Origin of the sequence: Bradyrhizobium yuanmingense (assembly GCF_029167105.1) — a bacterium.
GTDB classification, from domain to species: Bacteria; Pseudomonadota; Alphaproteobacteria; order Rhizobiales; family Xanthobacteraceae; genus Bradyrhizobium; species Bradyrhizobium yuanmingense_A.
Genome location: NZ_JARFML010000001.1, coordinates 33,001 through 51,516 on the forward strand (window position 1 = coordinate 33,001; position 18,516 = coordinate 51,516).

Below are 18,516 nucleotides of genomic sequence, written 5' to 3' on the forward strand. Positions count from 1 at the left end.
AGCGTCTGATCGATGAAGGCTGCCCGATGAAAGGCTTCTGGCGCGATGCCGTCGAGTTCTTCCCGATCCTGCTGAACGGCGTCGCGCTGACGATCGTCGTCACCGTGGGCTCGCTGCTGCTCTCGACGGTCCTGGGCCTCGTCTGGGCGATGATGCGGGTCTCCGGCATCAAGGCGCTGTCGATGCTCAGCGCCAGCCTGATCAACGTGATCCGCGGCATCCCGATCATCGTGCTGTTGTTCTACCTCTACTTCGTGATGCCCGATCTCGGCGTTACGCTCAGCGCGTTGCAGGCTGCGATCCTCGGGCTCGGCATCGCCTATTCGGCCTATCAGGCCGAGAACTTCCGCGCCGGCATCGAGGCCATCGACAAGGGCCAGATCGAGGCGGCGCAGTCGATCGGCATGGGCTGGTGGCTCACCATGCGGCGCGTGGTGCTGCCGCAGGCCGTGCGCATCGTGCTGCCGCCCTACGGCAATGTCATGATCATGATGCTGAAGGATTCCTCGCAGGCCTCGACCATCACGGTCGCCGAGCTCGCGCTGCAGGGCAAGCTGATCGCGTCCTCGACCTTCAAGAACACCAGCGTGTTCACGCTTGTTGCGCTGATGTATCTCACCATGAGCATCCCGCTGATCCTCTTGGTCCGTCACTTCGAAAAGCGGGCCGGCAAACGATGATCAAGCTCAAGGACGTCCACAAGAGCTTCGGCCAGGTCGAGGTGCTCAAGGGCATCACGGCCTCGGTCGAGAAGGGCGAGGTGGTCTGCATCATCGGTCCCTCCGGCTCCGGCAAGTCGACCATCCTGCGCTGCATCAACGGTCTCGAAAGCTACGACCGCGGCGAGATCAGCGTCGAAGGCTTGAAGGTCGATCGCGACGCGCCGTCGATCGTGAACATCCGCACCCAGGTCTCGATGGTGTTCCAGCGCTTCAATTTGTTTCCACATCGCACCGCGCTGGAGAACGTCGTCGAAGGTCCGCTCTACGTGAAGAAGGAGCCGCGCGCCCAGGTGCTTGAGCGCGGCCGCGCGCTGCTCGCTCAGGTCGGGCTTGCGGAAAAGGCCGATGCGCATCCGCCGCAGCTCTCCGGTGGCCAGCAGCAGCGCGTCGCCATCGCGCGGGCGCTCGCCATGCAGCCCAAGGCGATCCTGTTCGACGAGCCGACCTCGGCGCTCGACCCCGAGCTGGTCGGCGACGTCCTCGGCGTCATGCGCAAGCTCGCCGACGACGGCATGACCATGGTCGTCGTCACCCACGAGATGGGCTTTGCCCGCGATGTCGCCGATCGCGTTCTGTTCATCGACGGCGGCGTCATCGTCGAGCAAGGACACGCGAAATCGGTGCTCAATCAACCGCAGCACGCGCGGACGCAGGACTTCCTGCGCCGCGTGCTGCATCCGCTCTGACCGGACTTTTCCATGACGCGCCTGCCTCTGCCGCCTTCGCTCTATGCCGACACCGCCGTGGCGCCGGTTGCCACGCCGCCGCTCGATGTCGACAGAAGCGTCTCGGTCGCGATCGTCGGCGGCGGTTACACCGGCCTCTCCACCGCGCTGCACCTGGCGGAGCAGGGCGTCGAGGCGCTGGTGCTGGAGGCGCAAGAGCCGGGCTGGGGCGCGTCCGGCAACAATGGCGGCCACACCAATCCCGGCCTGAAGCACGATCCTGACAAGATCGAGGCCGATTTCGGCAGCGAGCTCGGCCGCCGCATGATCGCGTTCGCCTACGGCACGACCAACTTCACGCACGATTTGATCCGCCGTTACCAGATCCCGTGCGAAGCGCGGCAGAGCGGTACCTTGCGCGCGGCTTACAATGAGAGCAGCGCCGCCGCGATCGAGAAGACCGCGCAGCAATGCATCCGCCGCGGCATGCCGGTGACGTATCTCGAGCGCGAGCAGCTCCGCGACATGACCGGCACCGATCGTTACATCGGCGCCATGTTCGATAGAAGCGGCGGCGATCTGCATCCCCTGAGCTACGCCCGTGGTCTTGCGCGCGCCGCGATTTCGGCGGGCGCGAAGGTTCATAGCGAGACGCCGGCGTTGTCGCTACGCCGCGAGGGAACGCGCTGGCGCATCGAGACGCCGCGGGCGGTTGTTCATGCCGACAAGATCTTGCTCGCCACCAACGGCTTCACCGACAATCTCTGGCCGGCGCTCCGCCGCACCATCGTGCCGGTGTTTTCCTCGATCGCCGCCACCGCGCCGCTTTCCGACGCAGTCGCCCGTTCGATCATGCCGACGCGCCCCGTCCTCTACGAGAGCGGCCACATCACCGTTTACTACCGCATCGATCAGCAGAATCGACTGTTGATGGGCGGACGCGGCCCGATGCGCTGGATCAAGTCGCCGCATGACGTCGCCTATCTCATGCGTTATGCGGAGCGACTCTGGCCGCAGCTCAAGGGCGTCGCCTGGACCCACGGCTGGAACAGCCGGCTCGCCATTACCGGGGATCATTACCCCCACGTGCACGAGCCCGCCGAGAGCGTTTTGATCTCGCTCGGCTGCAATGGCCGCGGTGTCGCGCTTTCGACCGCGATGGGCGCGCAGCTCGCCCGCCGCCTGATCGGCGGCGCCAGGACAGAGATCGACATGCCCATCACGGGCATCAAGCCGATCCCGATGCACGCGTTCTGGCCGGTCGGCGTGACCACCGCCGTGATCGCGGGCCGGGTGCGGGACCGGCTCGGCATATGAAAGAAGGCGCCGTTCGGTGAGGAGCGACGCCTTGCTTGTATCCTAGATCGGCTTTAGCAGCGACCCTGCTTCCACAGTCCGGGCGGGCACGCGTGACCGCGCCAGCCGACCTTGCGTCCATGCGACCAGCCGGGCGGCGTGAAATGGTGATGATGGCCGATCTTATGGCCATGACCGTGTCCGTGGCCATGCCCACCCTTCGCCAGCACGGGGCCTGCAAATGTGAAGCCGGCCGCAATGATCAGCGACGCGGCGAACGCAAGTTTCTTCATCATGTCCTCCAGTGGGGCGAGCGCATTGTCCGTTCAGTGAACGAACGCTGAGCAAGTAGGTTCCCCGCGAATGTGGAGGAGTCATGACGCTCGCGTAGATGCGCAATCGCGCGAGCGCTCAACGCGCGCTGGCATTTCGAGCGAAGTCAAGCCTCAGCCACCGCATCGGCCCAGGGCTGGAAAATCTCGACCGCGCCGGAATTGAGCTCGCCCTCGCGCATCACGACGCTCGGGAAGGCGAACTTCTGCGGCACCGCCTGCAGCCGGCTCTCTTCATAGTCGAAGCGCGCGGCCAGCGTTTCGCGCACCTCCGCCGGCAGGCGCGCATCGCCAATCACCACCGCGCCTTCACTGGCGTCGATGCGGGGCTGGTGGATGGCAGCATCCAGGTCCATGCCGTAATCCACCGCGAAGGACACGAGCTGCATCACCGCGGGCAGGATGCGGCGGCCGCCGGAGGCGCCGACGGCGAGGCGCTTGCCGTCCTTGGTCTCGGCAATGACGGGCGTGTAGTTGCAGAGGCAGCGCTTGCCGGGTGCAAGCGAGTTGGTGGTGCCGGGCGTCGGGTCGAACCACATGATGCCGTTGTTCATGGTGATGCCGGTGTGCGGTGTCACATATCGCGAGCCGAACGACGAGAGCAGCGTCTGCGTCACCGCCGCGATGTTGCCGTGACGATCGACCACCGAGAAATGCGTGGTGCAGGCGGGCGCCAGATATTCGGCGCCGAGCGAGCGCTTACCGTCGGCATCGCCCATATCCTTGAGACGCTCGCGGAAGGCGGCCTGCAGGGCGCGCGCATATTCGACATAGGCGGCGGCATCCGGCGCGTCTGCCGGCGTCAAGCTCTGCTGCAGCAGGCGCAGCGCATGCGCCATCGTCGGGCCCGCGGTGAGCTCCGGGGTCGCGAACACCTTGCCCTGGCGATAGGGGATCGCCAGCGGCTCACGCAGATGGGCGCGGAATGCGGCGAGATCCTCCACCGACAGCGAGCCGCCGTCGGCCTTGATGTCGGAAGCAATGCTCCTGGCGAGATCGCCCTGATAGAAATCGCGCGCGCCCGCTTCGGCGAGGTGTGACAACGTCGCCTTCAGGGCGTCCTGCGGCAGCCGCGTCTCAGCCTTGATGCCCCATGGTGCGGTCGGCGGCAGGCCGTTCTTCAGATATGCGGCCGCGCTCGCGGGATAGCGCCTGAGATCGGCGGCCGAGCCGGCGATCGTCACCGTCGTCCACCAATCGACCAGCAGGCCCTCGCCGGCGAGCTGAGCTGCCGGCGCGACCAGATCCTTCCACGGCATTTTGGCATAGCGGCGGTGCGCCTCTTCCATTCCGGCGACGACGCCGGGCACGGCGATCGAGCCGGGGCCGTGGATGTTGCGATCGTCCTTCACCCTTGGCCAGGGAAACAGGTCGGACGACGCGCCTTCGCCACTGAGCGGATAGTCGGCCGTGCGCAGACTTTGCGGCGCGCACATGCCGTAGTCGATCACCTCATAGCGATTTTCCTTGGCGCGGTAGAGCACCATCGCACCGCCGCCGCCGATACCGCTGTTCCAGGGCTCCACGACGTTGAGGGCAAACGTGGTCGCGACGATCGCGTCGACGCAGTCGCCGCCCGCGGCCAGCACCTCCGCCCCGACTTGAGCCGCCCGCCGCGATTGCGAGGCGACGATGCCGCCCTTGGAGATGACGGCGGGCTTGCGGATTGTTTGGTTGAGGCTGAACTGGTGCGGCATGGTGTCGTCTCGAGGCTCGTCGATGGCTTCGCTGCGTTCAATGCGAGGCTCCGCAATTGGCGAAGCGCGCGGACAATGGCACATTGCCGCCAGCGAGAACATCCAAAGGGAGGCGCGACATGGCTGGTGTGAAACAGGCGCGGGATGGCGCAGTCGGGATCCTGACACTCGATGAGCCCGCCAGCCTCAACGCGATGACGCCGGACCTGCTCGGCGCGCTTGCCACCGCCGTCGCCGAGATGACGCTGGGCGAGGACATCCGAGCCCTGATCCTCACCGGCGCCGGTCGCGGCTTTTGCTCGGGACAGAATTTGAAGGCCTCCGAAGCGCTCGGCGAGGACATCGCGGCCGGCGTGATGCGCTTCTACTGGCCCGCCTTCAAGGCCTTGCGCGAGTGCCGCGTGCCCGTCGTGGTCGCCGTCAATGGGGTGGCCGCCGGCGGCGGCTTTAGTCTCGCAATGGCCGGCGACATCATCGTCGCGGCGCGCTCGGCGAGCTTCATCCAGGTGTTCAGCCGCATCGCGCTGGTGCCCGATCTCGGCTCGACCTGGCTGCTGCCGCGGTTGATCGGCCGGCAGCGCGCGCTCGAGCTGATGCTGCTGAACGAGCCGCTGACGGCGGAACGCGCCCAGGAGATCGGCCTGGTGCGGCAGGTCGTCGACGACGCTAATCTGATGGACGAGGCGCTAGGTTTGGCGCGCCGCCTGGCGGAAGGCCCGACGCGCGCTTTGGTCGCAACCCGCGCACTGGTCGAGGAGAGCGAGCATTCGACCTTTGAAGCGCAGTTCCGCCGCGAGATCGAACTTCAGGCCACGATCCGCAAGAGCGCGGACGCCATCGAAGGCCGCAACGCGTTCGTGGAGAAGCGCAAGGCGAAGTTTACGGGGAGGTGAGGCGGGGCACTTGTTCCCAGTCTCGTCATGCCCCGGGCATCCGCGTCTTCGTATCCGCTACCCCAGAACGTGGATGGCCGGGACAAGCCCGGCCATGACGACGACTAGTGAGATTTCTACGGCCGCGCGCTCAGTGCGAGCGATCCAGCCGGCTAGCCTGGTACTTGGCGCGCCATTTCGGGCCGGGTCCGCGCATGTAGTGCAGCTCGGGCCGATAGGGGTTGCCCGCGACGCGGATCAGCGTCTGCCATCGGGTGGCGACGAAGCTGAGGGGCTGGCGCAGCAGGCTCAATGAAGCGAGCAACATGGCATCACCTCAATGCGGCTTGCCGAGCATGGCGGTGAAGGGGAGGTCGAACAGATCCTCGCCGTCGGAGCCGCTGACATGGATCACCCAGTCGCGCCAGTCTTCGGCGCCGGGGGTCTGGATCATCGAGTTCATGATCTGAGCGGCGCGGTCGCGCGCCTCGGTCAGATTGGCGACTGCGGCGCCGTAGCGGTCGATCAGCGTGCCCTCGGTGTTGGAGCAGTGAAAATAGACCTGGACCATAGGCGCCTCCTGTAGAAAGCGATCGGGACGGCAAACCGATACCACCCCAAGCATTCGCGAAACATTCGGGTCGAGCCCGGTAAGGAAATCTACGGATATTGGTCGGGCCCAAGGTCGTTACAGGTTTAATCACAGGCGGGTGATGACTGGACGGCGCCGCGGCGGCATGGAACAACGTCCGCGGGAAGGCGGGGGCACCGTGAACCAGTTCACATTCGCGCGCGAACGGCCAAATCTGCGCTTGCTTGCAGCGGTCGTTGTTGCAGCGGTTTGGGCGGCCGCGCTGCTCGGCTTAGGCCCGGCTTCGTCCGAGCCGGTCAGGAAGAGCGGCTATGTGATCGGCACGGAAGCCTGCGGCAGCGGCGATCTCGCCTTTCCCAGGATCCAGATCGACATGAAGGCGGGATTTTGCGCCGGCCTCGTTGCGAGCGAAGAGGATCGCCTCAAATTTCCGCGCTCGATCGTCCACGTGCCCGGCCGCGGCCTTTTGGTGGTCGCTGATATGGGTGGCTGGGGCCACACCGACGGGCGGCTGCTGCTGCTCGATCCGCGTGCCCCGCAGGGGCAACGCCTCAAGGAGCTGCTGACCGGGATAGAATATCCGTTCGCTCTCGTCATCGGCCCGGACAAAAAGCTCTATGCCTCGACCGCGGAGACGATCTTCCGGTTCGACCCGCTCGCGGACAACCCACGCAGCACCGTCGAGACCATCATCCGCCACATGCCCGGCCGCCGGATCACGCTGCCGGATGGCAGGAGGCTCGATGAGAGCGCGCATCCGCTCAAGCAGTTCGTGTTCGACCGGAGCGGGCGGCTGTTCGTCAATGTCGGCTCGCACAGCGACGATTGCATCACGCCTGCGCCGATCACAAGACCCTGCGCGGCGGCCGAGGGCGCGTCCGCGCTGGCATCGATCTGGCTGTTCACGCCGCCCGCAGGCGGCGTCTTCCCGGCATTGAAGCCCGGCGATCCCGACCCGCCGCACAGCGTCTATGCGCGCGGCTTGCGCAACTCGTTGGCCCTGGCGCTGCATCCGAAGTTTCCGGATGCCGGCTACGCCTTCCTCCAAGGTGAGAATGCTCGCGACCTGCCCGACATCTTCAAGCCGAACGAGGAGATCAACGCGATCGAGCAGGGCAGGCACTATGGCTGGCCCTATTGCTACGATTTGTCGACGCCGAGCCCCGAATTCAGGCTCGTGCTGCAATCGGGCGCGTACAAGTCGTTCTGCTCGGCCAATGCGCTTTACAAGGCGCCGCTCTCGCTGCTGCCGCCGCACGGCGCGCCGCTCGCGATGCTGTATTACCAGGGCGCCAAATTCCCGGAGCTGGAGGGCAAGCTCTTGGTCGGCCTGCACGGCTATCGGCCGACCGGCAGCCGGCTGCTGGTCTATGACGTCGACGATCACGGCTTTCCAAAGCCCAGCGCGGCACCGGTGCGCTATCACGTCAGTTGCGCGGCCGAGCCGACCCGCAGTTTCCGGACCGACGCCGGCGAGGTCGCCGCCGCGCCGTTCGAAGAGCTGATTGCAGGTTGGCACCGCGTCAACGGCGCGCGGCCGCAGGGTGCGCCGGTCGGCATGACGGTGACGGAGGACGGCGCGATCTGGCTGGTCGAGGACAAGAACAGGACCGTGATCCGGATCGATCGCGCGGCCGGCGAGCAACCTCAGCCGCTCCCCTGCGATACGCGCAGCCAGGCGATGATCGACCAGCTCGCAGCTTTCGTCGCCAGGGACGCGCAGAACAGCGTTCGCCTCACCACCCTGCGCAAGGGCCTCGTCGAGAAGCATTGCGTCGGCTGCCATTCGGATTTCGGCCTCAGCGCGGGCCAGTCGGATGCGGAGAAGGACAAGGCGGTGCTGCGCTTCATGCTGGCGCAGGACGGCTGGATCTATCCTGGCGATCCCGATGCCGGCAGGCTGCGCACACGCCTGCGCGGCCTTGGCGCCGAGAAGCTGATGCCGCCGGGCGGCGAGAGCCTGCCGAAGCTGGAACCCGGTTACACGCGCCTGCTCGATACCGCGGACCTGTTCGTCGCCAAAATGGTTCCGGGCATGCGCATGCGGATCAAACCCGGCCCGCCGCAGCGGAAGTTTTTCAGCAAGGCCAACAAGGAATGCGGCGAAATACCGGCCGGAAAGGTCGTCGTCGTGACACAAAGGAACGCTGTAGACAGACCCGGCTTCAGCCGATTCTTCCGGCCAGCCGATCCCTATCTGAACGGCGAGTGCACCGACGGCGATGGCTATTACATCCGGCAGGAACTTCTGGTGCCTGTGCAGTAGCATCCTGCTGGTCGCGACGCTGCCAGCCGCCGGTGCCGAAACAAAGCTGTTCGAAAGCGCACAGGTGACGCCCGCCAGCGAATACACCTTCGGGATCGAAGGGCCGGCCGCCGATCTCGACGGCAATCTGTTCGTCGTCAATCTCGGCAAGCCCGGCACCATCGGCAAATTGCCCGCGGGTGGCGCCGCCTCGGAGCTGTTCACGACGCTCCCCGAGGGCAGTGTCGGCAACGCGATCCGTTTCGATCGCAGCGGCACCATGTTCATCGCCGACTACAAGAAGCACAACATCTTCGCGATCCCCAAAGGCGCGACCGAGCCCGCGGTGTGGTTTCATTCCGACGAGATGAGCCAGCCGAACGACATCACCATCGCGCCCGACGGCACGATCTATGCGAGCGATCCGAACTGGAAGGGGCGCGAAGGCCACATATGGCGCATCGCCAGGGGCGCGGACGGTACGGCGCAGGGACGGGTGATGTCGGCGCCGCGCGCGATGGGCACCACCAACGGGATCGATCTCAGCCCTGACGGCAAGACGCTCTATGTCGGTGAATCCAGCAGCGGCCAGATCTGGTCCTATGCGATCAGCGGCAACGAGCTGACGGCTGCAAAACTCGTCAAGGCGTTTCAGCCCGACACCATCGACGGCCTGCGCACCGACGTTGCCGGCCGCCTCTACGTCGCGCGCATTCTCAAGGGCACGATTGCGCTGATGAAGCCGACCGGCGTGGTCGAGCGCGAGATCCCGCTGAAGGCCAAGGAGCCGACCAACATTGCCTTCGGCGGCAGCGACGGCAAGACCGTCTTCGTCACCCAGCGCCAGGGCGGCTTCATCGAGTCCTTCCGCACCGACCAGCCGGGCCGCGAGCACTGCCTCCAGCGCGGGCGTTGCTGAGCTTCGCAAGCGCTCTGCTCATCGCGCAGGGCAGCGCGACGATGGGCGGCATTCTTCTTGCTTGCATCCGGCGGCCGTGGCGATCAAGACTCTGCGGCACGTCCAGTAGTAGCCGACCACGGAGTGTTTGAGTGAAAGCCGTCCATACCGAGTTGCACCGCAGCCACGATCCGCAATTCTTCCTGGTGCGCGGTGTCGTCAAGCGCACCACAGAGCAGCCCGAGCGCGCCGACCGGCTGCTCAGGGGATTGAAGGACGGCAGGCATCAACTGGTCGAGCCGACCAAGTTCGGGCCGGGGCCGCGCGCACGCATTCACAGCCCGGAATACCTGTCGTTCCTCAGCGAAGCCTGGGACGCCTGGACGGCGCTCGGCGATTCAGGCCCGGAGATGATCGGCAATATCCATCCCGTGCGCCATGCCGCGACCTATCCGACCCACATCGTCGGCAAGCTCGGCTGGCATACCGCCGACACCGCAGCGCCGATCGGCCCGGGCACGTGGGCCGCGGCCTGCGCCGCCACCGATGTTGCGGTGACCGCAGCGCAGATGGTGATGGATGGCGAGGACGCAACTTACGCGCTCTGCCGTCCCCCCGGCCATCACGCCTATCGCGACATGGCCGGCGGCTTCTGCTTCCTCAACAACAGCGCGATCGCGGCGGCGCATCTGCGGCAGAAGCACGAGCGCGTCGTGATCCTCGACGTCGACGTCCATCACGGCAACGGCACGCAAGGCATCTTTTATGCCCGGCCCGACGTCTACACGATCTCGATCCATGCCGACCCCGTTGCGTACTACCCGTACGTATGGGGCTATGCGCATGAGCGCGGCGAAGGACCCGGCCTCGGCACCAATCTCAACATTCCGCTTCCCATAGGCACCGGCGATGACGGCTATCTCCAGGCGCTGGACATTGCGCGCAAGGCGATCGAATCCTTTGCCCCCGGCGCCCTCGTCATCGCGCTCGGCCTCGATGCTTCCGAGCACGATCCGCTGAAGGGATTGGCCGTCACCACACCTGGCTTCCGCCGCATCGGCCAGGCCATCGCGAAGCTGGGCCTGCCGACCGTGTTCGTGCAGGAAGGCGGCTATCTCTCGGATATCCTCGGCGCGAATTTGACCTCGGTGCTGGCGGGCTTCGAAGAAGCGCGGTGATGCTTACCTCTCCACGCTTGCGGGGAGAGGTCGGAGTTTGCGCAGCAAATTCCGGGTGAGGGGGTACAGGTCTAGCGGCGATCCCCTGTGCGGAGAGAGGCCCCTCACCCCGACCCTCTCCCGCAAGGACGGGGAGAGGGAGAAGAAGCCGCGTCGCACGCGACTCAAAATATCCCACTCGGCGCACGCGCCTTGCAGGCACGAGCCGCCTCACACGGCCGCTTCGCGGAGGGGCCAGGCATGGCGGCTGATGGGAAGGCCGCCGTCCGCGCGGGAGCCGTCGGCGATCGCAAGGCGATGCGCGGGCGATGGCGAGCACAGCGAGAAGCGCCAGGCGTCCGGATCGTCGACGATGTCGGGCTTGAAGCTGATCTCGATGGCCTCGCGTGACACCTGCATGGCGAAGGCGTCGAGCGGCAGATTGAGCCCGAACCCCCTGGCCTTCAGATAGGCCTCCTTGAGCGTCCAATAGTCGAAGAAGCGCTCGATCGCCGCGGGCTCCGGCAGTCCGCGCAAGGTTTCGACCTCTTCCGGCGCAAAGAAGCGAAGCGCGGTGGACAGCGGCGCGACGCGGCGCGACACGGTTTCGACGTCCACCCCGACAGCCTCGTGCCGCGACACCACGCAGGCGACACAGCCGTCGGCATGCGACAGGCTGAAGTGCAGCGCGGTCGAGGTGGCCGGTGCTGCGACGAACGGCCGGCCATAGCGGCCCGCGCCGAACGTCCAGTCGGTGGGCGCGACGTTGGACGCGACCTGCGACAGCGCGAGGCGCAACATCGCATGTGCGAAGATGTACTGCCGCCGATGCCGCTCGAACACGAAGCGATCGGACCGGGCCCGCTCGTCGACCGAGAGCAGGCGTCGGCACGCCTCGGCCGCGCCCGGCACGTCAATGGTCTCGATCAGTCCGACAAAGAGTTCGATTCTGTCGTCTGCCATCAATTGGGCCCATGGCGTCAGGCGAGGCCAAATCCCCGGTCCCGACGGAAGAAACAACTGCGCAAGAATCAGCCGAGAGGACCGTACCTAGCGGTCCACCCGGGCGAATTCTTGTCGATTTGCAGGCCGGCTTACAGGCGCAAGCTTGTGCGAGCCCCCAAACTCGACAAGCAAGCAGCCAATTCCGAAACTGGGGCTCGAAAATTGAAGCCCGGCGATTCGTGCGGCGTCCCGGCCGACGAAGCTTACTTCTTCTTGGACTTCTTCTTCTTCTTGGACCCGCGCAGAGCTTTAAGGCTGTCTTCGACATCCTTCAGCGCGAGCTGAAGTTTGTCCTTCTCGAAATTGAGCAGGTCTTGCAGCGCCTTGCGGTCCTCCGCGCTGAGCGAGGTCTTCTTGGTAAATTTGATGAAACCCATAACACTCCCCCGGTTGAAAATGATCATCCCAAATCAAAACCCGAGAATAATCTTGCGCGACGACGCCAAATAATCAAGCTGCAACTTGATCATTCACAGCTTTGGGGCGTGAACCCGTATTCTGGCGCGATGTCGCGGCATCAAGCGGCCCTGCGCGCGAGCAATCTGCCGAGTGGTGCGTTGGGCTGAACGATCGCCGCCGTCAGCAGGGCGACGAGGTCCTCCATCCATTCGCCGACCGCTCGGCCCTCGAGCAAATCGCGCTTGTAATTGCAGGAGCCGGTAATGCCGGTCGGGCGCTCCTTGAGCATCAGCGACAGCCAGGTCTGGTCGATCGGCAGCACCGGCTGGCCTTCGCGCGCGACGTTGCCGATGGATTCCGTCTCGAGATCCGGGAGATCGAGCGGCCGGCGCAACGGATTCTGCAGCGTGAAATAGACCTGGAGCAGCGAGGCCGGATCGATCCCCTCCTGCTCCAGTCGATCGGCCAGGACGTTGAACGGCAGCTCCTGCCGCGCATGCGCCTCGAGCACGCTCTGGCGCACCCGCAGCAGGGCCTGCGCGAAAGACAGGTCCGGCGTGATTGTCGTGCGGACGATCACCGTGTTCTCGAACGGGCCGATGATCCGGTCGGTGTCCGGTTGGGCACGATTGGCCATCGCGGTCGCGACCGCGATGTCGGTGCGGCCCGTCCGGGCCAGCAGCATGGCCTTCAGGCCGGTGAGCAGGCACATGAACAGCGTGCAATTGTGCTGGCCGGCAAGCGCCGTCAGCCGGACGATCAGCTCGCGCTCGAGTCTGAGCGGATGATGCCCGGTGGCGGCGCCCGGGCTGGATTCGCCGTCGAAGAGGGAGCCCGCTCCGCGCAAATACTCGGTCCAGTCGGCGGCCTGGCGGCGCGCCGCGTCGGTGCCGCACCACCAGCGCTGCCAGCGTGCGACATCCGAAAAGGCCGGCGGCGGGCTCAGCAATGGCGCGGACGGGTATCCGGCCAGCGCGGCATAGCGGCTCGACAATTCCTCGAACAGCACGCCGATCGACCAGCCGTCGACGACGGCGTGATGCAACGTCAGCAGCAGCACGTGGTCGTCGTCGTGGAGCCGCAACAGCCGGGCGCGCAACAGCGGCGCGCGTGTGGTGTCGATCGGGGTATAGGCCTCCTGCTCGATCAGGAGATCGATCTTCCTGAGCTCGAGCGCCTTGCGCCGCTTGTTGTTGTGGGGATGACCGTCGCCGATCGTCTCGACCGTCATGATTCGGCCGAGCGTGCGCGGCGCGACGATGCGGCTTTCCGGCTCATCGCCGTTCCATGCGAACGCGGTGCGCAGCGATTCGTGCCGGCGCACCACGTCGTCGATCGCCTTTGCCAGGGCGGCCGAATCGAGCGGGCCCTGCAGGCGGAAGGCGAAGGGCAGGTTGAGCTGCGGCAGCCCCGGCAGATTCCGCTCGATGTGCAGCATCTGGTCCTGTCCGATGGAAGGCGCCGGCGGCCCGCCCGCAGCCGATCGCGGCAGGCTTGCGGCAGGCTTGTGCGGTTTCGTGGCCACGGTCTGTTCGACCCGCCGCGCCAACCCCTCGATCGTCGGCGCCTCGAAGATGGCCTTGATCGGCAGCGACACGCCGAGCGCCCGCGCGATGCGCGCCATCACCTGGCCGGCCAGCAGCGAATGGCCGCCGAGGTCGAAGAAATTGCCGGTAACACTGATGCGCTCGACGTTCAGCAGGTCGATCCAGATATCGGAGAGCACCTTTTCGGTGAAGCGCCGCGCCGGGACGACCGCATCCGGGCCGGACGCTTCCGGCGGGACGGATGTAAGGAGCGCCGAGCGGTCGATCTTGCCATGGGCGTTGAGCGGCACCTGATCCAGGAACAGGAAGGCGGCGGGGATGGCGTGGACGGGCAGGCGGCTCTTCAGGAAGTCGCGCAGCTCGCTGGCGCTGCTCCGGCTGCCGGGCTTGGCGACGACATGGGCGATCAGCCTGATGTCGCCGCTCGCCTCGCGGCGCGGTTCGACGATGGCGGCGCGCACGCTTCGATGCTCGGCAAGCGCGTTCTCGATCTCCTTGAGCTCGATACGATAGCCACGGACCTTGACCTGATGGTCGGCGCGGCCGAGGCATTCGATCGTCCCATCGGCGCGGCGCCGGGCCAGATCGCCGGTCCGGTAGAGTCGGCTGCCGGCCTGGCGCGAGAACGGATCGGGCAGAAAGCGCTGCCGGCTCTGCGCGGGATCGTTGATATAGCCGCGGCCGATTCCGGCGCCGCCGATGCAGAGCTCGCCGGTCACGCCGATCGGTTGCGGCTGGAGCTGCGCGTCGAGCACGTAAAGCTGCGTGTTCGGCAGCGGCGCGCCGACCGGAACGTTGGCCGCCGCGATTGCCGGCGCCTTGGTCAGGCGATGCAGGGAGCAGTCGTCGGAGCATTCCGACGCGCCGTAGGCATTGATTAGCGGCACCCTCGGGCAGCGCGCAAACCAGGCGCGGCAGAGCTCGACGGGCAACGGCTCGCCGGTCGAGATCAGCAGCCGCAGCTTCGCGAAGGCGCACCGGATCGGCGCCTCGTCCATACGCTCGAGAATGAGGCGCAGCAGCGAGGGCACGATCTCGAGCACCGTGATGCCCTCGCCCTCGATCTCGCGCGCCAGCAGCATCGGGTCCTGCACGATCGCCTGGCCGCAGACATGGACGCGCGCGCCGACCATGGGACCGGCGAGGAATTGCCAAACCGAGATGACGAAGCTCTGCGGCGCGGTCTGCGCGATCACGTCCTTAGGCGAGAGGCCGAGCTCGGAGATGAGCGAGGCCAGATGGTTCGACAGGCCGCGCTGCTCGATCATGACGCCCTTCGGCGCGCCGGAGGAGCCGGACGTATAGACGAGATAGGCAAGGCTTGAGGCGGCGCGCCGTGCGGCGCGGGCCGGCTTGTCTGCCCTTGTCGCGACCACGTCGTCGAGCTCGGCCACCGGGATGCGCTCGACTAGCGGTTCGAGCAGGGCCTCGACCATGGCAGACTGAGCCCGCCCGGTCAGCAGCACGCGGGCACAGCTCGATCCGAGGATGGTCGAGAGCCGTGCCGTCGGCTGGTCGGGATCGAGATTGAGGAAGGCCGCGCCAACGCGCTGCACCGCGATCATCGCGGCGAGCAGGTCGGGCCCGCGCTCCGCGAGCAGGGCAACCACGCTCTCCGCGCCGACGCCCTCCCGGGCCAGCCAGCGCGCGGCCGCCCCAGTGCGGCGCGCCAGCTCGCGATAGGTCAGGGACGTGCGACCGTCCGAGACCGCGACGGCGTTCGGCGTCTTCCTCGCCTGGCGCTCGAAGCGTTCGCTCAAGTTGCCAAGTGTGGTGAAATTGGCCGGCCTGCCCCGGCCTTTTGCCAGCGCTTGCCGGCGTTCGGCCTCGGTCAGGAGCGGCAGGCGCGAGATGCGCTGCTCCGGATTGGCGATGACGGCCTTGAGCAGCGTCTTGAACTGGGCCGTCATGGCTTCGATCGTCGCGGCGTCGAAAAGATCGGTGGCGTATTCGAAGAAGCCGGTGAAGCGGCCATCGGCCTCGACCAGTTCGAGCGTGATGTCGAACCGCGCCACCCTGGGATCGACTTCCAGCCGCCGGGTCGACAGGCCAGGAAAGCGCGCCGCCTCGATCGAGGCGTTCTGGAGGATGAACATGGTCCGGAACAGGGGATTGCCGTCGCTGCGGCGCGCCACCTGTAATGCGCGCAACACCTCCTCGATCGGAAGGTCCTGGTTGCGGTAGGCGTCCAGCGTGACCTGCCGCACCCGCCGCAACATCTCGCCGAAGCTCGGATCGCCGCTGAAATCGTTGCGCAGGACCAGGGTGTTGGCGAACAGCCCGATCAGGCGCTCGCTCTCGATCTGGTTGCGATTGGCGATCAGCGATCCCGTGGCGACGTCCTCATGCGAGGTGTGGCGGAACAACAGGCACTGGAAGGCGGCGAGCAGCGTCATGAACGGCGTGACGCCGTGGTTCTGGCTCAGCGCGCGCAGCTCGGACGAGAGGGACTTTGAGAATTCAAGGTAGTGACGCGCGCCGTGTCCGCTCCAGATCTCAGGTCTCGGCCTGTCGGTTCGCAGCGGCAGCATGGTGACGCCGTCGAGCTGGGTCCGCCAATAATCGAGCTGCTCCCTGGCCGCGGGCGTCTGCGCCCAGCTTTGCTGCCAGAGTGCGAAGTCGCGATATTGGAAAGCGGGCGGCGGCAGTGCGGCCGAATGCTTCTTGCGCGCGGCGGCATAATGGACGGCGAGCTCCTGCCAGAACAGCCGCTGCGACCAGCCATCGGTGGCGAGGTGATGGACGTTGACCACCAGCGCATGGTTGTTCCCGTCGAACGACAGCAGTGTCGTCTTCAGGGGCGGCGCGTGGGCCAGGTCGAACTGATGTTGCGCAAGCCTGAGCGCCTCGCGCCGGATTGCCGCAGGCCGCCTGCCCGCAGGGCATGGCTTGAGCTTGATGCGCTCCAGCCGCGGCGTCGATGACAGCACCAGCTGCATCGGCTCGCCCTGGCGCTCGACGAACACCGAGCGCAACGCCTCGTGGCGCGTTGAGATCGCAGCGAGGCTCGCAGACAGCGCGGCGGCGTCGACCGGGCCCTTGAGGACGGCGATCTCGACGACGTTATAGTTGTACCGGGTCGGGTCCAGTCGCGAGAGCACGTACATCCGCTGCTGCTGGAACGATAGCGGTGCGTCCGTGCCCGCAAGCCGGCGCCAGCCCGGCAGCGCCGTCTCGCGCCGGCTTGCGGCGGTCTCGATCCGGGCCGCAAGCGCTGCGACCGTCGGGCAATCGAAGATGTCCTCGAACGAGAAGTCGACATCGAAGCGGTCGCGCAAGCGCGAGCGCATCTGTGTCACCGCGAGCGAATCCGCGCCGAGCGCGAAGACGTCCTGGTCGGCGCCGACCTGCGGCAGCTCCAACAGGCCGGCCCAGATCTCGGCGAGCTGGCTCTCGACCGCATTGCGCGGCAGCCGGGTCTCGTCGCCCGCGTCGACCGTTGCAATCAGCTCGGCGAGGGCATTGCGCTTGACCTTGCCGCTGGCGCCCTTCGGCAGCGCCGCCACGCTGCGGATCAGGCTCGGCACCTTGTAGGCCGCAAGCCGCTTTCGCGCGAATTGGCGCAAATGGTCCGAGGTCGCCTCGGCGTTCGGCCGCAGCACCACGACGGCCGCGACGTTCTCGCCGAGCTTGTCGTGCGGGACCGCGAACACGCCGGCTTCCAGCACCGCCGGATGGCTGAGCAGGACGTCTTCCACCTCCAGCGGCGATATCTTCTGCCCGCCGCGGTTGATGACGTCCTTGATGCGGCCGACGATGAAGAGATAGCCGTCGTCATCGAGATAGCCGAGGTCGCCGGTCCTGAACCTACCGTTGCGGAATGCGGCCCGCGTCGCCGGCTCGTCATTATAATAGCCGCGGCTCATGTTCGGCCCGCGCAGCACGATCTCGCCGTGCGCCCCGCTTGCGAGCGTGCGGCCGGTCTCGTCCATGATCGCGATCTCCGGGCCGGCGGCGCGGCCGACCGACCCGACCTTGCGCAGCTCGAACGGATTGGCCGCAATCTGCGAGGCCGCCTCGGTCATGCCGTAGGTCTCGAGCACGGGCACGCCGAACGTTGTCTCCAGCCCGGCGAGAATCGCCGGCGCGAGCGAGGCCGAAGCCGACCGGATCACGCGCAGCGACGATGGTCGGGCGCGGTCCGGATTTACTTCCGCCGCCGTCAGCAATGCGCGATGAATGGTCGGCACCGCCGTGTACCAGGTCGGTTGCAACTCCCGCATCCAGCCGAAGAACGACGATGCGTCGAAACCGTCGGTGCAGATCACGCTGGAGCCCGCGGCCAGCGCCGTGAGCAGGCCGGAGATCAAGCCATGGGCATGAAACAGCGGCAGGACGTTGAGCAGGCGATCATGCGTCGTGAGCGACAGCACATGGCCGGCATTGTAGGCGGAGAGGCAGACATTGCGGTGGGTCAGCGGCACCATTTTCGGCCGCGCCGCCGTGCCTGACGTCAGCAGGATGAACGCATCGTCGTCGCCGCTCGAAGCGCCGCCGGCATTGGCCGGCCCGATCGCCGGCGCGATGAACGCGCAGCCGCCGAGATCGTGGGCAGGCCCCGCCACGAAATCGATCACGGCGATGTCGAGCACTCTGGCGGCGTCGCGGCTCGCCGAGTTCATGTCGGCCCGGGTCACGAGCGCCGTCAGCTTCAGTTCGCTGAAATAGCGTTGTAGCTCGTCCGCCGTCAGATCCGGGTTGATGGGGACGCAGGCGCAGCCTGATGCGACCGCGATCAGCGCCAGCGCAGTATCGGCGCCGCGCGGCAACGCGACCGCGATGCGGTCTGCGGGACCGATGCCGAGTTCACGCAAGGTACGGACCAGTTGCCGGATCGACTCGGCCAGCACGCCATAGCTGAGCGCCGGCCGGCCGGGAGCGAGGAGTGCGGGTGCCGCCGGCGTCCTGCGGGCGTAGAATTCGAGAAGGCCGCCGATATGCGCGAACACCTTCGTTTCGGCCGTGGTGCCGGCTGATGCTTCGTCCGCTCCGGATGCAATGTCCGACAACGCCATTCCCTTTTGGTCCGATTAAGTTATTCTTCCAAGAAGTTGGGGAATGCGTCCAGTCCGAGGTGAAGTTTGGACCC

14 protein-coding genes are annotated in these 18,516 nt (G+C 66.4%); 7 read left to right on the forward strand and 7 right to left on the reverse strand.

Going from position 1 to position 18,516, the window contains the following annotated elements:
* The first annotated feature begins 26 nt into the window (after nt 1-26).
* From P0R31_RS00175 to P0R31_RS00185, 3 genes are read left to right on the forward strand one after another with little or no spacing between them, the layout of a single operon-like run.
* On the forward strand, nt 27-680 hold the full coding sequence (locus tag P0R31_RS00175; RefSeq protein ID WP_275512347.1) for an amino acid ABC transporter permease: 654 nt from the start codon (nt 27-29) through the stop codon (nt 678-680).
* A complete protein-coding gene (locus tag P0R31_RS00180) occupies nt 677-1,408 on the forward strand; it encodes an amino acid ABC transporter ATP-binding protein (protein WP_275512348.1) in 732 nt (243 codons plus the stop codon). Before P0R31_RS00175 ends, P0R31_RS00180 begins: the two co-directional genes overlap by 4 nt.
* Before the next feature lie 12 nt (nt 1,409-1,420).
* A complete protein-coding gene (locus P0R31_RS00185; protein WP_275512349.1) occupies nt 1,421-2,704 on the forward strand; it encodes an NAD(P)/FAD-dependent oxidoreductase in 1,284 nt (427 codons plus the stop codon).
* Between the two features lie 53 nt (nt 2,705-2,757).
* Here the strand turns inward: P0R31_RS00185 and P0R31_RS00190 are convergent, their stop codons facing one another.
* Nucleotides 2,758-2,979 carry a hypothetical protein gene (locus P0R31_RS00190; protein WP_275512350.1) on the reverse strand — a complete coding sequence of 74 codons (222 nt, stop codon included), beginning with the start codon at nt 2,977-2,979 and terminating at the stop codon, nt 2,758-2,760.
* Nucleotides 2,980-3,122: 143 nt separating this feature from the next.
* Nucleotides 3,123-4,712 (reverse strand): gamma-glutamyltransferase family protein, encoded by a 1,590-nt coding sequence (locus P0R31_RS00195; RefSeq protein WP_275512351.1) that lies wholly within the window; start codon nt 4,710-4,712, stop codon nt 3,123-3,125.
* Nucleotides 4,713-4,831: 119 nt separating this feature from the next.
* Here P0R31_RS00195 and P0R31_RS00200 point away from each other — a divergent pair, with 119 nt between their 5' ends.
* Nucleotides 4,832-5,605: an enoyl-CoA hydratase-related protein gene (locus P0R31_RS00200; protein ID WP_275512352.1), complete on the forward strand. Its 774-nt coding sequence runs from the start codon at nt 4,832-4,834 to the stop codon at nt 5,603-5,605.
* Between the two features lie 130 nt (nt 5,606-5,735).
* Here the strand turns inward: P0R31_RS00200 and P0R31_RS00205 are convergent, their stop codons facing one another.
* Nucleotides 5,736-5,912 carry a hypothetical protein gene (locus tag P0R31_RS00205; RefSeq protein WP_197424347.1) on the reverse strand — a complete coding sequence of 59 codons (177 nt, stop codon included), beginning with the start codon at nt 5,910-5,912 and terminating at the stop codon, nt 5,736-5,738.
* Between the two features lie 9 nt (nt 5,913-5,921).
* A complete protein-coding gene (locus P0R31_RS00210; RefSeq protein ID WP_036011788.1) occupies nt 5,922-6,155 on the reverse strand; it encodes a DUF6894 family protein in 234 nt (77 codons plus the stop codon).
* A gap of 199 nt (nt 6,156-6,354) precedes the next feature.
* Here P0R31_RS00210 and P0R31_RS00215 point away from each other — a divergent pair, with 199 nt between their 5' ends.
* From P0R31_RS00215 to P0R31_RS00225, 3 genes are all read left to right on the forward strand, one after another.
* Nucleotides 6,355-8,442 carry a PQQ-dependent sugar dehydrogenase gene (locus tag P0R31_RS00215; RefSeq protein ID WP_275512353.1) on the forward strand — a complete coding sequence of 696 codons (2,088 nt, stop codon included), beginning with the start codon at nt 6,355-6,357 and terminating at the stop codon, nt 8,440-8,442.
* On the forward strand, nt 8,399-9,340 hold the full coding sequence (locus P0R31_RS00220; RefSeq protein ID WP_275512354.1) for an SMP-30/gluconolactonase/LRE family protein: 942 nt from the start codon (nt 8,399-8,401) through the stop codon (nt 9,338-9,340). Before P0R31_RS00215 ends, P0R31_RS00220 begins: the two co-directional genes overlap by 44 nt.
* Nucleotides 9,341-9,471: 131 nt before the next feature.
* Nucleotides 9,472-10,497, forward strand: coding sequence for a histone deacetylase family protein (locus tag P0R31_RS00225; RefSeq protein WP_275512355.1), 1,026 nt, complete (start codon nt 9,472-9,474; stop codon nt 10,495-10,497).
* Between the two features lie 210 nt (nt 10,498-10,707).
* On the opposite strand, the gene P0R31_RS00230 is transcribed toward P0R31_RS00225, so the two are convergent.
* The 3 genes from P0R31_RS00230 to P0R31_RS00240 form a co-directional block, all read right to left on the reverse strand.
* Nucleotides 10,708-11,439 (reverse strand): 4'-phosphopantetheinyl transferase family protein, encoded by a 732-nt coding sequence (locus P0R31_RS00230; RefSeq protein WP_275512356.1) that lies wholly within the window; start codon nt 11,437-11,439, stop codon nt 10,708-10,710.
* A gap of 245 nt (nt 11,440-11,684) precedes the next feature.
* On the reverse strand, nt 11,685-11,858 hold the full coding sequence (locus tag P0R31_RS00235; protein ID WP_275512357.1) for a hypothetical protein: 174 nt from the start codon (nt 11,856-11,858) through the stop codon (nt 11,685-11,687).
* A 140-nt stretch (nt 11,859-11,998) separates the two neighbouring features.
* Complete coding sequence (locus tag P0R31_RS00240; RefSeq protein ID WP_275512358.1) at nt 11,999-18,442, reverse strand: non-ribosomal peptide synthetase; 6,444 nt, start codon at nt 18,440-18,442, stop codon at nt 11,999-12,001.
* Nucleotides 18,443-18,516 lie beyond the last annotated feature (74 nt).